This is a genomic window from Dactylosporangium cerinum (genome assembly GCF_042653625.1).
GTDB lineage: Bacteria > Actinomycetota > Actinomycetes > Mycobacteriales > Micromonosporaceae > Dactylosporangium > Dactylosporangium cerinum.
Genome location: NZ_JBHSIU010000019.1, coordinates 530,399 through 545,586 on the forward strand (window position 1 = coordinate 530,399; position 15,188 = coordinate 545,586).

General features: G+C 72.6%; 14 protein-coding genes. 5 read left to right on the forward strand and 9 right to left on the reverse strand.

All coding sequences use genetic code 11. The features are described 5' to 3' along the window. Positions 1–124 precede the first annotated feature (124 nt). The 5 genes from ACFPIJ_RS20250 to ACFPIJ_RS20270 all read right to left on the reverse strand — a co-directional run bounded on the left by ACFPIJ_RS20250 (position 125) and on the right by ACFPIJ_RS20270 (position 4,750). Entirely contained in the window at positions 125–1,207 is a 1,083-nt protein-coding gene (locus tag ACFPIJ_RS20250) for an FHA domain-containing protein (RefSeq protein ID WP_380116706.1), read from the reverse strand. Between the two features lie 258 nt (positions 1,208–1,465). Further along, positions 1,466–1,969: a DUF2199 domain-containing protein gene (locus ACFPIJ_RS20255; RefSeq protein ID WP_380116707.1), complete on the reverse strand. Its 504-nt coding sequence runs from the start codon at positions 1,967–1,969 to the stop codon at positions 1,466–1,468. Positions 1,970–1,977: 8 nt separating this feature from the next. Then, positions 1,978–2,784, reverse strand: a complete 807-nt coding sequence (gene proC / locus ACFPIJ_RS20260; RefSeq protein WP_380116708.1) for a pyrroline-5-carboxylate reductase — start codon at positions 2,782–2,784, stop codon at positions 1,978–1,980. A gap of 131 nt (positions 2,785–2,915) precedes the next feature. Next, positions 2,916–3,944 carry a 6-phosphofructokinase gene (locus ACFPIJ_RS20265; RefSeq protein ID WP_380116709.1) on the reverse strand — a complete coding sequence of 343 codons (1,029 nt, stop codon included), beginning with the start codon at positions 3,942–3,944 and terminating at the stop codon, positions 2,916–2,918. 167 nt (positions 3,945–4,111) lie between these two features. Beyond that, positions 4,112–4,750, reverse strand: coding sequence for a MerR family transcriptional regulator (locus ACFPIJ_RS20270; protein WP_380116710.1), 639 nt, complete (start codon positions 4,748–4,750; stop codon positions 4,112–4,114). An 82-nt stretch (positions 4,751–4,832) separates the two neighbouring features. Here ACFPIJ_RS20270 and ACFPIJ_RS20275 point away from each other — a divergent pair, with 82 nt between their 5' ends. Next, positions 4,833–5,792, forward strand: a complete 960-nt coding sequence (locus tag ACFPIJ_RS20275) for a hypothetical protein (protein WP_380116711.1) — start codon at positions 4,833–4,835, stop codon at positions 5,790–5,792. After that, a complete protein-coding gene (locus tag ACFPIJ_RS20280; protein WP_380116712.1) occupies positions 5,792–6,229 on the forward strand; it encodes an ABA4-like family protein in 438 nt (145 codons plus the stop codon). Before ACFPIJ_RS20275 ends, ACFPIJ_RS20280 begins: the two co-directional genes overlap by 1 nt. On the opposite strand, the gene ACFPIJ_RS20285 is transcribed toward ACFPIJ_RS20280, so the two are convergent. Continuing rightward, a complete protein-coding gene (locus tag ACFPIJ_RS20285; RefSeq protein WP_380116713.1) occupies positions 6,210–6,710 on the reverse strand; it encodes a polyadenylate-specific 3'-exoribonuclease AS in 501 nt (166 codons plus the stop codon). The two genes, ACFPIJ_RS20280 and ACFPIJ_RS20285, sit on opposite strands and share 20 nt — an antisense overlap. Before the next feature lie 30 nt (positions 6,711–6,740). Continuing rightward, the gene (locus ACFPIJ_RS20290; protein ID WP_380116714.1) at positions 6,741–7,631 is read right to left on the reverse strand and encodes a phosphotransferase enzyme family protein; all 891 of its coding nucleotides are present in this window, start codon (positions 7,629–7,631) and stop codon (positions 6,741–6,743) included. A 293-nt stretch (positions 7,632–7,924) separates the two neighbouring features. Here ACFPIJ_RS20290 and ACFPIJ_RS20295 point away from each other — a divergent pair, with 293 nt between their 5' ends. Next, positions 7,925–8,617 carry a Crp/Fnr family transcriptional regulator gene (locus tag ACFPIJ_RS20295; RefSeq protein ID WP_203852570.1) on the forward strand — a complete coding sequence of 231 codons (693 nt, stop codon included), beginning with the start codon at positions 7,925–7,927 and terminating at the stop codon, positions 8,615–8,617. A 67-nt stretch (positions 8,618–8,684) separates the two neighbouring features. After that, positions 8,685–12,272: an ATP-binding protein gene (locus ACFPIJ_RS20300; RefSeq protein WP_380116715.1), complete on the forward strand. Its 3,588-nt coding sequence runs from the start codon at positions 8,685–8,687 to the stop codon at positions 12,270–12,272. Here ACFPIJ_RS20300 and ACFPIJ_RS20305 read toward each other — a convergent pair. Next, on the reverse strand, positions 12,259–12,966 hold the full coding sequence (locus tag ACFPIJ_RS20305) for a lysophospholipid acyltransferase family protein (protein WP_380116716.1): 708 nt from the start codon (positions 12,964–12,966) through the stop codon (positions 12,259–12,261). The genes ACFPIJ_RS20300 and ACFPIJ_RS20305 overlap by 14 nt on opposite strands. A 179-nt stretch (positions 12,967–13,145) precedes the next feature. Here ACFPIJ_RS20305 and ACFPIJ_RS20310 point away from each other — a divergent pair, with 179 nt between their 5' ends. Then, positions 13,146–13,979, forward strand: a complete 834-nt coding sequence (locus ACFPIJ_RS20310) for a DUF308 domain-containing protein (protein ID WP_380116717.1) — start codon at positions 13,146–13,148, stop codon at positions 13,977–13,979. Between the two features lie 420 nt (positions 13,980–14,399). On the opposite strand, the gene ACFPIJ_RS20315 is transcribed toward ACFPIJ_RS20310, so the two are convergent. Beyond that, a complete protein-coding gene (locus ACFPIJ_RS20315) occupies positions 14,400–15,185 on the reverse strand; it encodes an alpha/beta hydrolase (RefSeq protein WP_380116836.1) in 786 nt (261 codons plus the stop codon). Positions 15,186–15,188 lie beyond the last annotated feature (3 nt).

The following is a 15,188-nucleotide window of genomic DNA, read 5'->3' on the forward strand; positions in this document are numbered from 1 at the left end:
GCAGTGCCGAGGCGTACGCGACCGCCGGGGCGGCCGATAGGCCTGCCTCGAAGAGGGCGGTCGTCGTGATCACGCCCGAAATATAGCTCGCCGTCGCTGCAACGACAACCGGTTTACTCTTGCGTCACTGCTTGGGCAGGCGCAGGGCGATCGTGGGCGCGTCGGCCATGACGGAGTTGGGGGCGCCGCCCTTGGCGACCGACGACGGTGGACGGTCCGCGCGGCCGACGGTGACCTCGGGATAGAGCTCGACCTCGTCCCACTCCCCCATCGCCTTGGGCTCGCCCCGGTGCAGGTCGACCTCGCGGGGCGGGACCGAGGAGCCGGTCCGGGCCAGGACCGCGGCGCCGTTGGTGCTGACGTCGGTGACCAGGATCATGCCGTCGCGCAGCTCGAGGCGCACGTGGTTGCGGCTGACCCGGCGGGTCGACTCGTCGTTGAGCCAGTTGCCGATGGTGATGCCGCCCGGCTCGTCCGGGGCCCGGCCGACGACGACCGGGCGGGCCGCGGTCAGCGGGAAGCGGGCGCGCACGATGCCGTCGATGCGCACCGCCATCGTCATCGCCGGCGGCCGGGGACCGGCGTCGATCAGCCGGTCGCCGTGGCGCGGGCACAGCGGGGCGCCACTGGGCAGCGCGGGTGGTGGCTGTCCGGCGCCGGCGGCGGGCTGCCGGCCGAACGTCGGGCAGTCGGCGGCCGGGCAGCGCCAGAACCGGCCGAGCACCGGGTGCGGCCGCGGCGAGGAGCCGGTCGACGGGGCCAGGGCCAGTTCCATCCCGCCGGCGGCGCCGGTGGTGAGGTAGACCGGGCCGGGGTGGCCGGGCAACGGGGTGCGGCTGATCAGGGGCAGGCCGGTGAGCGCGGCCGCCTCCCGGACCCGGGCACCGGTCCGGGCACCGGGCGGCAGCATCTCGATCAGCCCGTCGTCGGACCAGCGGCGCAGCACCATGCGCTCGTTGGAGGTGAAATCGGTGTCGGACATGGCGCCGCGTTCGGCGACGGCATACAGGGCGACGTTGCCGTCGCCGAGCTGCCGGCTGAGGGCGTCGATGAACATGCCGAGGCGCAGCAGGGAGGCGGGGCGACCGCCGTCGAGGTCGACGCTGCGGGCAGCCTCCACCAGGTCGATGACCCCACCGACAGCGAGGGGGTCGACACTCAGTCTCCGCTCGACCGCGTCGAGTGCACGGCTGGTTTCGAATCGCACCCGGCTATCATGTCGCACCTGCGCCGCCGGTTCGAGCCGGCATTGCCGCAAAGCCGCCGTCGACCACCTCTGCGGCCGACGGCGGGCTTCACGCCGCGCTGGTCGGCTGGGGAAGGGCACCGAGCGCGGGACACGTGACGAGCGGGGGGCCACCGGTCACGACGTGCATCAGCTTCACTGCACGTAACGGTACGGGCACCACACCGTGTCGGATACCGGTGAATACCTGAATGAACGAAGTGTCAGCCGGTGCCGCCCTCAGGCACCGCACGCGGCGGCGATGGCCGGCAGCTCGTGCGCGTCGATGCCCTCGCGCTGCCGCACCGCGAGGGGGTGCTCGTGCGCCCGGAGCTCCACCAGGGGACGCAGCCCGGGCCGGCGCGTGTGCACCCGGACCTTCAGCCGCAGGGTCTCCGGGTAGCCCGGGATCCGGTTGGCCAGCTGGCCGAAGAACGGCGGCTCGTCGGCCCGGTCCGGGTCCTCCCACTGCTCGACGGCCCGGGCGAAGCCGGCCGCGCTGAGGCTGGCCCAGACGCTGTAGGTCAGCGCGTCCGGCGCGCCGCGGACCGGGACCTCGATCAGGCCACGGATGAAGAAGTGCTGCTCATCGAGATCGGGCAGCTCGACGAAGCACAGCTCCTCCTCCAGGAACGATGCCCCGCCGACGCCGGGGACGGCCCAGGTGTCAGGAGCGGAGAACGACCACATGCTCGGCACGTCGCCGAGCTCCACGCCGCAGCACGCGCAAGTGATGACGGTCACGGGGAGATTCAACCACTCTGCGCGGCGAGCTCCCGGGCGCGGTCGCGGGCGGCTTCGAGCGCGGCCAGGAACGCGGCCCTGACCCCGTGGTTCTCCAGCTCGCGGATCGCGTTGATGGTCGTGCCGGCCGGCGACGTCACGGCCTCGCGGAGCTTCACCGGGTGCTCGCCGGACTCCCGCAGCATCACCGCCGAGCCGATCGCGGTCTGCACGATGAGGTCGTGCGCCACCTGGCGGGGCAGGCCGAGCAGGATGCCGGCGTCGGTCATCGCCTCGACCAGGAAGTAGAAGTAGGCGGGGCCGGAGCCGGACAGCGCGGTCACCGCGTCCTGCTGGGACTCGGGGACCCGGATGGTGCGGCCGAGCGGCCGGAACATCTCCTCGGTGAGGGCGAGGTGCTCGGCGGTGGCGTGCGGGCCGGCCGAGATCGCGGTCATCGCCTCGTCGACCAGCGCCGGGGTGTTGGTCATGACCCGGACCACGGGGGTGCCCTCGGGCAGGTGCCGGGCGAAGAACGCGGTGGGCAGGCCGGCGCAGAGCGACACGACGAGCTTGCCGGCCGGCAGCTTCGGGCCGAGGTCCGCCAGGAGCGCCCCGGCGTCCTGCGGCTTCACCGCGACGGTGAGCACGTCGGCCTCGAGCATCGCGGTCTCGTTGTCCACGACCTTGATGCCGTAGCGCTCGGCCAGCTCCTGGGCCCGTTCGGGGCGGCGGGCGGTGGCGAGGAGGCGGTCGGCGGACCAGCCGGCCCGCAACAACCCTGACAGCAGCACCTCACCGAGCTTGCCGGCACCGAAGACGGCGATGGTCCGCACGAACTCACTCCCTAGGTTGGCGACGCACCGCGGCCCGGCCCCAGCCGAGCCAAGGCGTGTTTGGCAAGTGGATGCCGGGCTGCGGCGGACCCACTTACCAAACACACCTTAGAGCCGGGCCGTGACGGGGATCAGGAGCCGAAGAAGACCTCGGCCTCGGTGTACCGCTCGACCGGAACGGTCTTGAGCTCACGGGTCGCGTCGGCCAGGGGGACGCGCACGATGTCCGTGGACTGCAGCGCGACCATCTTGCCGAAGTCGCCCTCGTGCACGGCGTCGATCGCGCCCAGGCCGAAGCGGGTCGCGAGGACCCGGTCGAACGCGGTCGGCGTGCCACCGCGCTGGATGTGGCCGAGCACGACGGTGCGGGCCTCCTTGCCGGTCTTCGCCTCCAGCTGCTCGGCGAGCCACTGGCCGATGCCGCCGAGGCGGACGTGGCCGAACGCGTCGAGCTCCTGGTTGTGCAGCACCATCTGGCCGTCGAGCGGCTGCGCGCCCTCGGCGACCACGACGATCGGGGAGTACTGCGTCTGGAAGCGCTTCTCGACGTAGCCGGCGACCTGCTCGACGTCGAACTGCCGCTCCGGCAGGAGGATGACGTTGGCGCCACCGGCGAGGCCGGCGTGCAGCGCGATCCAGCCGGCGTGGCGGCCCATGACCTCCACGACGAGCGTGCGGTGGTGCGACTCGGCCGTGGTGTGCAGCCGGTCGATGGCCTCCATCGCGATGTTGACCGCGGTGTCGAAGCCGAACGTGTAGTCGGTCGCGCCGAGGTCGTTGTCGATCGTCTTCGGCACGCCGACGACGTTGACGCCCAGGTCGGTCAGCTTCGCCGCGACGCCGAGGGTGTCCTCGCCACCGATCGCGACGAGCGCGTCGATGCCCAGCTCGGCCAGGTTCGACTTGATCTTCTCGACGCCGCCGTCGATCTTGAACGGGTTGGTCCGGGAGGAGCCGAGGATGGTGCCGCCGCGCGGCAGGATGCCACGGACCTGTGCGATGCCCAGCTCACGGGTGTTGCCCTCGAGGGGGCCACGCCAACCGTCCCGGAAGCCCACGAACTCGTGACCGTAGGTGGAGATTCCCTTGCGGACCACGGCACGGATGACCGCGTTGAGTCCGGGGCAGTCGCCGCCCCCGGTCAGTACGCCGATACGCATGCTAGATCTTGCCTTCCTGGTTGCGGTGCTGCCCGACCATGCTGACGGGCGCGGTCGAGCCCTCGTTGGCGACGCTGCCGATTCACAGCGCACTGTAGTCGCTCCGCCTGAACTCGCCGACGTCGCATCAGTCAGCACTTTCCGCCCGCCGGCCGTCCTGGACGGCCTCAGCAGCTGTCGTCGCGGATGCCGAACATCTTGGCCGACTCGTGCTCCTGCGCCATCCGCCGCAGGGCCGCGAGCAGGGAATCCCCCAGGATCGAGCCCACCACTGCGGCGTGCAGCTTGCCCTCGTTGCCGCCCGCCTGGGCGACGAAGCGCAGGTCGTGCACCGCGATCTGCTCGGCGAGGTCCGCGTACTGCTCCAGCAGGTGCTCGACATCGGCGCCGACCTGCTGAAACGCGGCGACGACCTCGGCCGCGGACTGCCGGGTGCGGGCGTTGTCCGACAGCAGCCAGCCGCGCTCCCTGATCAAGGTTCTCACCCGTTCGTGCGCCGCGGCGAGCATTGCCGGGTCGCTGGTCTCGCGGGTGCCGACGGTGGCCGGCAGGGCCCGGCCGAGCACCTCGTGCACATCGGGGTCCGGCCGGTCCAGCTCGGTGAGCATGTCCCGGATCGCGGCGATCGGCAGCCGGCCGATGTCCAGCAGCACCCGCACCAGCCGCAGCCGCTGGACGTGGCGATCGTCATACCTGGCCTGGTTGGGGCTGGTCAGCTCGCCGGCCGGGAGGAGCCCCTCGCGCAGGTAGTACTTGATCGTCGGCACCGGTACACCGGTCGTCTGGCTCAGTTCCGCAATGCGCATCAGGGTCCTTTCAGGGTTGACATGGATAGTATAACTCTCCAATAGTGGAGAGCGCCGCTATCCATACTGCTGGGAGCCTCTGATGCGTCTCGCACAGCTGCACCGCCCGCTCATCATCTCCACCGCGGTGATGATCCTCATCGCGATCTTCGCCGGTGCCGGGCTCGCGCTCGACGACCGGGAGCTGATCGGCGTCCCGATCTGGCTCAAGCCGTTCAAGTTCGCGGTGTCGATCGCCATCTACGCCGTCACCATCGCCTGGCTGCTGTCCCTGCTGAACCGCCGGCAGCGGCTCGGCTGGTGGCTCGGCACCGTGATCGCTACCGCCATGATCGGCGAGATGGTGATCATCGTCGGCCAGGCAGCCCGCGGCCGGCAGAGCCACTTCAACAACCAGACCCCGCTCGACTCCATCCTGTACAGCGTGATGGGCGCCACGATCGCGATCGCCTGGATGTGCACGCTGGTCCTCGCGATCCTGCTGCTCATCCAGCGCCTGCCGGACCGGGCCGACGCGCTCGCCGTGCGCTTCGGCCTGCTCGTCGGCCTCGGCGGCATGATGGTCGGCTTCCTGATGACCATGCCCACCAAGGCGCAGCTCGACCTGCCCGAGGGCGAGGCGCCCACGATCGTCGGCGCGCACAGCGTCGGCGTCGAGGACGGCGGGCCCGGCCTGCCCCTGGTCAACTGGAGCACCACCGGCGGTGACCTGCGCGCCGCGCACTTCATCGGCATGCACGCGCTGCAGGCCCTGCCGCTGCTCGGGTTCCTGCTGATGCTCGCCTCCCGGCGCTTCGCCCGGCTCAGCTTCGACCGGGTGCGGACCCGCATCGTGATCGTCGCCGGCAGCGCGTACGCGGCGCTCACCGCCCTGCTCGTGTGGCAGGCGCTGCGCGGGCAGTCGATCGTCCACCCGGACGCGCTGACCCTCGCAGCCCTCGGCGGCCTGCTGCTGGCCACGGCCGGCGGCCTGGCCTGGGCCCTGGACCGCCCTCGTACGGTGGAGCTCCCCGCCACACCGATGCTGAGTGAGGTCCACTGATGGCCGGCACCCTGTTCCAGCTCGCGTTCCTGGTGGTCGTGCCGTTCTGGGCGCTGATGATCGTCGCCCCGAAGTGGCACTGGTCACGCCGGATCGCCGGGTCGGTGTTCATCGCCCTGCCGGCGCTGGTCGTCTGGGCCCTCGCGATCGCACCTGTCTTCGGGGACTTCGCCGCGGAGATGCTCAACCCCGACCTGGCCGGCGTGCGTGCCCTGTTCGCCGACGACGACGTGGTCGCCGCGGTCTGGGCCCAGGTGCTCGCGTGGGACCTGCTCGTCGGCCGCTGGATCTACCTGGACAGCCGCGAGCGGCGGATCCATCCGCTGATCATGGCGCCGGTGCTGGTCCTGACGATCCTGCTGTCCCCGATCGGGCTGCCGCTCTACCTGGCGCTGCGCATCCCCTTCGCCCCGCAGGTCACGACCCCGGACGCATGACGGCCCAGCGGGCCAGGTTGTGCCGGGCGTCGACGAGCGCGTCGTGCCGCCCCTCCGCCGCGGGCAGGGGCGGCCGGCCCGACTCGTCCCACAGCTGGCGCAGGTCCTTGGTGAACCGGGGGATCTCCCGGGGCAGCGTCGGCATCGGACCCCACAGCTGGGCGAGGGCGACGTGGTCGTAGGCGGCATACCAGGCCCACAGCTCCAGCTCGTCGGCCTCGCCCGCGCGCAGCGGCTCGACCAGGAACTCCAGGAGCTCCTCACGGATCCGCTCGCGGGAGCGCCACGCCTTGTCGGCCGGTGACGGCAGCTTGTCCAGGACGTTGCGGCGCACCCACGGCACGGCCCGCGAGCCGTCGAACTCCGTGGAGACCGCGTAGTACTCCCGGCCGCGCTCGTCCACCACCCCGATGGAGACCAGGTCGATCAGGCGACCGTCCTCAATGAACTCACAGTCGTAGAAGTACCGATATGCCGACACCGCTCCCATCCTGCCGGGCGGTGCCGGGCCTCACCGCAGCAGGGTCGCCAGCCGGGTCAGCTCGGCGTGGTCGCGGGGGGTGCCACCGTCGGCGTGGATCCGCGCGGCGACGGCGGCGGCCTGGGCGGCGGTCCGCAGCGCGAGCATCGCGGGCAGGACCGCCTCACACTCGTCGCCCGGGACCGGCCCGGCCCGCACGTACGCCTCGACGAGCGCGCCGGCGCCGGTGCCGCCGGCGCACAGGACGGCGTGGGCCAGGTCGTACAGCAATGGGCCCGTGCCGGCGGCGGCCCAGCCGACCAGGCCGACCCGGCCGGTGGCGGAGTCGAGCCGGAACCGGGCGGCGGCCGGCGAGCCGTGCCGGACCCCGTAGGTGAGCTGATCGGTGACCGTGATCCGGCGGACCACGGCCGCGGTCTCCACGACGGCCGGCCCGAGCCACGGCTCCATCGCCAGGTGGGGCGCCGCCGACGGCACCGCCGCCGCCTGGAACTTGGCCAGGTCCTGATGCACGAACCGGCGCAGGCTGCGGTGCGCGGCGCCCAGCGCGCCGCCCCACCACGCCTGGTCCACGGGGTCGTCGGCGCGCAATGGCCGGCCGGGCACCAGGCACAGCAGGGCGAGGACGCCGTCACCGGCCCGCGTGGTGAGCGCGCCGTCGGCGGCCCGGACCGGACGGCCGGCGCACACGCCGGCGGCCTCGACGTGTTCCGCGGCACACAGGCCGGCCTCGAAGCCGCGCCGGGCCGCCGCGGGAGCCCATTTCACGACGAACTGGCCACTGTCCCGTGGCGACGATTCGAATTGCCGGTCGTCGATCTCCACCCGCCAGGCGGCGGCGCCGAGAGGAATGCACGGGCCGGGACTGCACTGCCAACTCCTGCGCAGTGTCGTGTGCACCTGGTCGGCAGCGGGAGCCACGCTGCGCATTATGCGCCGGCGCAGGGCAGAGTGCCGGGAAAACGCGGATACCCGAGGCGCCGGTGCTCGCACCACCGGCGCCCCGGGTATCCGACACCAACCCCGCCCCCCAGCGGTCTGCGTCCTGGCACTAGCCTGCCTGCGGGCGCATGCGCGGGCTGTCGGTGAGCCGATGCGGGGGATGTACAGACTCCGACACGCGCGTCATGATCTGGTAGAAGTTCCGTACTGTGCTCGTGATCACCTAACGTGATCACGAGTCCGATCAACGCTGCACCGGGAGGGGTTTGACCGTGGAGGGTCGGCTGCCAGATCCCGGCGACGCACTGACCGGTGTGGACATGTTCAGTGGTCTGGAGCCCGACGTACGTCAGCGGGTCATCCAGGCGGCGGTGCCACGGACATACCGCAAGGGCCAGCTGCTGTTCGTCGAAAACGATCCGGGCGAATCACTCATCGTGCTCAAACGCGGTGCCGTGATGGTGTTCCGGACCGCGCCGACCGGCGAGCGCGCGGTCCTCTCCGTGGTCCGCCCGCCCGACACGCTCGGCGAGGTGTCGCTGCTGGACGGGGCGGCCCGCTCGGCGTCCGCGGAGGCGATCGAGGACTGCCAGGCCCTGGCGCTGTCCCGGCACGCGTTCATCGAGCTGGTGCACGCCAACCCGCGCATCCTGGACGCCGTGATGCGTTCCCTGGGCGCGCTCATCCGCCGGCTCACCGAGCAGAACGCCGACCACGTCTTCCTCGACCTGCCCGGCCGGGTCGCCAAGACCCTGGTCCGCCTCGCCGGCGAGACCAACGCGCCGATGGTCACCATCGAGCTCAACCAGAGCCAGCTGGCCGAGATGGCGGGTGGCTCCCGGCAGAGCGTCAACCAGGCCATCGGGTCGTTCGCCAGCCGTGGCTGGCTGCGCACCGAGGGCCGCCGGATCGTGGTGACCGACCTCAGCGCGCTGCGCCGCCGGGCCGGGATGACCGACCGCTGACCTGCGTTTCGCACCACCGTGTTGCCGGACGCAACGCGGTGGCCGGTCGGGTCCCCGGCGTGTGAGGATGTGCGGGGACCCGAGTCAGGGAGTGTCGGCGATTTCCAGTCAGTGCGCACGCTGCGGCCGCCAGTCAGGCGACGGTGACCGGTTCTGCGGTGGATGCGGCGCCGAGCTGAGCCCGGCCTGCGCGACCTGTGGGCGCTCGCTGAGCCCCGACGCGTCGTTCTGCACCGGCTGCGGCACCCCACGCGCCGCCTCTGGGGCGGCCGGCGGCGCCCAGCCCAGGTCCGACCGGCCGATGGGCCGCGCGACCGTGCCGATCCCGGCCACCCGCAGCGAGGACCGCCGCCGCATCAGCGTGCTGTTCGTCGACCTGATCGACTTCACGCCCTATGTCGAGCGCGCCGACCCGGAGCTGGTCCGCGAGCTGCAGAAGGGCTTCTTCTCCACCGCCCGCGAGGTCATCGGCCAATACGGCGGCGTGGTCGAGAAGTACATCGGCGACGCCGTGATGGCGCTCTTCGGCGCGCCCGTGGCCACCGAGACCGACGCGGTGCGCTGCGTGCGGGCCGGCCTGGAGCTGCAGCGGGTGCTCGCCCGGTATGCCAGCACCGGCGACGGCGAGCGCGCGCTGCGGTTCCGCGTCGGGGTCGCGACCGGCGAGGCGCTCGTCGACGTGGCCGCGGCCCGTGACGGCGGCCAGGCGATCGTCGCCGGCGACGTGGTCAACACCGCCTCCCGGCTGCAGTCCCTCGCGCCACCCGGCGGGGTGCTCGTCTGCGGCAGCACGTATGCGCTGACCAAGTCCTCGATCCGCTACGAGGCGCAGCCCCCCGCGACGCTGCGCGGGCGCTCCACCCCGACCGAGGTGTGGCTGGCCCTCGCCCCGCTGCGGCGCAACCACCCCGACCGCGAGGCCGGCTCCACCCCCCTGGTGAACCGCACCCACGAGCTGAGCCTGCTGGTCAACGCGCTGCACCGGGGACTGCGGGAGCGCACCCCGCAGCTAGTCACCGTGATCGGCCACGCCGGGATCGGCAAGAGCCGCCTGGTGCACGAGCTGTTCCTGCACGCCGAGCGGCTCTTCGACGCGCCCGTGGCGTGGCGGACCGGGCGCTGCCCGCCGTTCGGGGAGAACGTGACCTACGCCGCACTCGCCGACATCGTCAAGGCCCAGGCCGGCATCCTGGACACCGACAGCGCCGAGACGGCCAGGGAGCGGCTCGACACCGCGCTCAGCGTGATCGTCACCCCGTCGGAGGCCGAGCGGCTCGCCGACGCGCTCAGCCCGCTCGTCGGCCTGCCCGGCCCGAAGCTCGCCCCCGACGAGACCGAGTCCGCCTGGCGGCGCTTCGTGGTCGCGCTCGCCGCGCACCGACCCACCGTCCTGGTCTTCGAGGACCTGCACTGGGCCGACGAGTCGATGGTGCGGTTCGTGGAGCGCCTGGGTGCCTCGGTCCGCGACGTGCCGCTGCTGCTGCTGTCCACGGCGCGGCCGGAGTTCCTGGAGCGCAACGCGAGCTGGGCCGGCGCCACCGCCGGGTCGGTCACCATCACCCTGCCGCCGCTGCGCGACGCCGAGATCGCCACCATGTACGCGCACCTGCTCGGGCAGGCGGCGTTCCCCGGCCACTCGCTCAACTCCCTCGTCGAACTGGCCGACGGCAACCCGCTGTACGCCCTCGAGTACACCCGCATGCTGGCCGAACAGGGCAACCTGCGCACCTCCGACGCGCTGACCCGGGTGCTGCCGATGCCCGACAGCGTCCACGCCGTCATCGCCAACCGGGTCGACCTGCTGGAGGCCGCCGACCGGGCGGTCCTGCAGGCCGCCGCCGTGGTCGGGATGAACTTCTGGCCCGGCGCGGTCGCCGCGGCCATGAGCCGCCCCGCCGACGGCATCGAACGCTCGCTGCGCCGCCTGGAGCAGCGCGACCTGATCCACGAGCAGGCCGCCTCGACCATGGAGGGCCAGACGGAGTACCGGTTCGGCCACGTCCTCGTCCGGGACGTCTGCTACCAGCGGCTCCCCCGCACCGAGCGGGTCGCCCGGCACGAGCTGACGGCCGCCTGGCTCGACAGCGTCGCCGCCGACCGGGACACCGACCTCGCCGAGGTGGTCGCCAACCACCGGTACACCGCCTACGAGATCGCCGGCTCGCTCGGCCTGGACGCGCCCCGCTACAGCGTGCCGGCCCGCGACGCGCTGCACCGGGCGGCCCGCCGCACCTACGCGCTGCACGCCCTCGACGCGGCCGCGGCCCACGCCGCCAAGGCCCTCGCGCTCTGCGACGACACCACCGACCAGGGTGAGCGGCTGCGCATCGCCCTCCTCGCGACCGAGATCGCCTTCTACGCCGACCCCTCCTCCTTCCTCGGCACGGACGCGACCTCCGGCGGCACCGACCAGCTCGCGGTCCTCGCCGACCGGCTGTACGCGGCCGGCGAGCAGGCCAGCGCCGCCCGGGCCTGGACCATCCGCGGCCAGGCCGCCTGGCTGCGCGCGGACCGGCTCGGCGCCCTGTCCTGCCTGGACCGGGCGGTGGAGCTGTTCGACGAGTTGCCGGACGCGCCGCAGAAGGCCGACGCCTACGCGGAGCTCGGCCGGCTGCACATGTCCAACTTCGAGGTCGAGCCCGCGGTGGCCGCCGCCAGCGCCGCCGCGGAGATCGCCGACCGCCTCGGCCTGATCGAGGTCGCCACCAGCGCCCGGATCACCATCGGCACCGCCCTGTTCCAGGCCGGCGACCGCTCCGGCCTGGTCGAGCTGCAGGCCGCCCTCGAGGTGTGCCGGGAGCGGCGGCTGCTGTCGGAGCACCGGGCGATGCGCAACGTCGCCTGGGCCCTGCTCGAGGACGGCGACTGGACCGCCTCCGCGGCGATGTACGAGAGCACCCGCAACACCGTCCCCGGCAGCCACACCCTCGCCACCGGTTACTCCAACGTGGCGCAGGTCGCGTACTTCACCGGCGACTGGGCCACCCTGATCGACGTGGCCGAACGGGTCCCCGCGTCGGAGTGGGACCTGCAGGTGCGCGGCGCCCACGCCTGGATGAAGATCCTGCGTGGCGAGCCCTTCGTCAACTCCGACGAGATCGAGGACCTCGTCGCCGCCGGGCGCCGCAGCGGCTTCTACCGCCTGCAGTGGACCGTGCTCGGGCACGGTGCGCTCTGCCGGGCGCTGCAGGGCCGGGAGCGCGACGCGGAGGCGCTCGTCGTCGAGCTCGCCAAGACCTGGCGCGAGGTGCGGGCCATCGCCAGCGGCGAGTGGATCGACGCGACCGCGCACGCCGCCGTCCTGGCCGGCCGGGTCGCGATGATGGCGATCCGCGACATGCTCGCCGACGTGCCGCACCCCACCCCGTGGGTCGAGGCGGCGATGCGGACCATCACCGGGGCGATCGCCTTCGTCGACGGCGACTTCGCCCGGGCCGCCGACATGCACCTGGCCGCCGCGGAGCTCTACGGCGAGATCCCCAACGCCTCCGCCCGCATCCTGTCGCTCACCTGGGCGGTGCAGGCGCTCGGCCGGCTGGGCCCGGACGCCGCCGACCGCCTCGAGCCGTGGCGCAGCGAGCTGGTCGCCTTCGCCACGCAGGCCGCCGCGCCGCTCCTGCTCGAGCTCGCGGAGCTGCCGCCTACGCCGCTATAGGCTGCTCGACCTTGGCCGGCGCGGGGGCGCTCTTCACCTTCTGCGCGTACATGTCGATGTACTCGCGGCCGGACAGGGTCATCAGCTCATACATGATCTCGTCGGTGACCGCCCGCTCGATGAACCGGTCCCCCGCCATCCCCGCGTAGCGGGAGAAGTCCAGCGCCGGGCCGAAGCGGATGTGGACCCGCTTCAGGTTGGGCAGCCGCTGCCCGATCGGCTGGACCTTGTCCATGTTCATCATGGCCACCGGCACCACCACCGCGCCGGACTCCAGCGCGAGCCGGGCGACGCCGGTCTTGCCCCGGTACAGCCGTCCGTCCGGGGAGCGCGTGCCCTCCGGGTAGATGCCGAAGACGCCACCCGCCTGCAGGATCTTGAGCCCGACCTCCAGGGCCGCCCGGGCCGCCTTGCCACCGGACCGGTCGATCGGGACCTGACCCGTCCCGGCGAAGAACAGCTTCACCAGGCGCCCCTTGATCCCCTTTCCGGTGAAATATTCGGCTTTGGCCGGGAAGGTGACCCGCCGTTTGACGCTCAGCGGCATGAAGATCGAGTCCGCGAACGACAGGTGGTTGCTGGCGATGATGACGGGTCCCTCGGCGGGGACGTGTTCGAGCCCCTCCACCTTGGGGCGGAAGATGAGCTTCAGCACAGGCCCGAGGACGATGTACTTGAGGAACCAGTAGAGCACCGCTCAACCTTCCAAGATCTGCCGACAATCGGTGATGACTGTCGCAAAGAGCCTACGAACCAGTTCGGCACACCACAACGCACTCCCGGAAGCACCACTGCGCATGTCAGGATTTCGGTCAGCGGTTTTTTCGCGGCGGACCCGGTCGTCGCGGTGTCGGCCGCGGGGAGGGGCAGGCGGTGCCAGGGGGTGGGGCGCGGCGCGGCCGGCGCGACAACGGCCTGGTAGCGCAGGAATATGCGGTCGTCGGAGACGTTGACCCTCGTGTCGGTGAGCATTTGCTGGACGTCCTCGCGGCCGGAGGGATCGCGGCATACCTCCAGCCTGCCACCGATCTGCACCCCGTGACGCGCACCACGACCCTGCCCGCCAGACCCACCGACCGGCTCTACGCTGACCGTGACCATCTCGCCACGGCCCGCGACTTCCTCAGCCAGCTCACCGCCGTGCCCGAGCAGCACACCCCACCCGCCGAGGCCGCCCAGCCCGCCAAGGCGACTCCCGCCCCGGAGGCCAAGACGAGCCGCACCTCGGACGACGAGACGTTCGCCAGCATCATCGCCGGCTTCCACACGACCGTCGATCCGACCAGTGCGCCCTGGCCCGCCGCGGAGGACCTCGACTCCTCCGGATCCACCGCCGCCGACATGGACACCGAGCCGGCGCCCCGGACCCCGCTGCGGCGCGCCTCCGACGCCGTGGACCGCACCCTGCTGGACGGGCTCGACTCGTTCGGCGCCGACCTGCCCGACGACGAGGACGACGAGGCCGGCTACACGCCCCCGCCCCCGCCGCCGCTGCCGCGGATCGCGCCGTCGACGCTGCTGGCCGTCATCGGCCTGGTCGGTGGCCTGATCCTGCTGATCTGGCCCGACCTGCTGCCGGTCTTCGGGCCGCACTCGACGCTGTTCCTGGGCTTCGCGCTGCTGCTGAGCGGCTTCGTCTCCCTGGTCCTGCGCCTGCGCCCCGGCGACGAGGAGGACGACGACCCGGACAACGGCGCCCGCGTCTAGCTGTGCTAGCTGGGGTCACTGTGCTAGCTGGGCCACCGCTGGCGCGGCGTCCCGGCGGGGGGCTGCGCCACCCCACACCCCCCATGCGACGCTGCGCGCCGCACTCAAGCCTGTTTCTTCCGCGGCGGCCTTCGGCCGGAAGAGCAGTGGGGGATGCTCACCCCACACCCCCAATGCTCGCTGCGCTCGCACGACCTGCGCCCTGACGGGCGCGGCCGACTCAGACGCTTGCGCGTGGGCACCCGAAGGACCGGGGGTTCAGGTTTCGCGTCGCACAGGTCTTTCGTCCTCCTCGCCCGCTCTGCGCGCGAGACGACGGAGGCGGGCCCAACCGCTGTCGACAGCCGGGCACCGCACCGCCGTCGCCGCAGCGCGACTTGATGTGTTGCATGCCCGACCGGTGCTGGCGCCTGGGTTTGGTCAGGGGAGTTTTTCCAGCCAGTCGAGGATGGCGTCGATGGGTTCCTGCCAGCGGGCGTCGAGCATCAGGTCGTGGCCCATGCCGGGGAAGAGCAGGGGGGAGCCGCCGTAGCGGCGGGCCACCCACTCCAGTGCGGACGCCGACACGATGCGGTCGTCGGGGCTGCCCGCGACCAGGACGGGCGGGGCTCCTACCGGGGTCTCCGGCTCTTGGCGGCGGATCAGCTGGCGTTGGGTGCCGGCCGGGACGCGCTGGAGGCGGACGGTGTAGGACTGGGCCTCCTTCGCCGGCAGCGTCCGGCTGAACAGCTGGGCCGGGCGTAGCGACACCCGGCCTCCGAACAGGCCCGGGAGGGTGCCGGCGGGGTTGCGGCGCAGCAGGCCCAGGGCGGTGCCCATGCCGCCGAAGACGGGGGCGGTGAGGACGCCGGCGCGGGCCGGATACCTGGCGAGGGCCATCGCCACGACGAGGGCGCCCGCGCCGTGGCCGACGAGGACCGCCCGCTTGGGCAGGCCGGCGGCGACCTGGGTGACGTCGTGGACGTAGTCGCGCAGGCGGGCGTCGGGGTCGGCGCCGCTGCCGCCGTGGCCGCGCAGGCTCATCGCGGACGCGGGGAAGCCGCGGCGGGCGGTGTGCTCGAGCCAGTGCTGGGCGAAGGCCCAGGCGCCGTGGCCGTAGCCGGGGACGAACAGCACGGGCGGCCGGTCCTGCGGGGTGTCGGGCTGCTCGGTGAGCACCTCCCGCTGGACGGGCTTCGGCGGGTCGGCCCACTCGTCGGAGCGCATCAC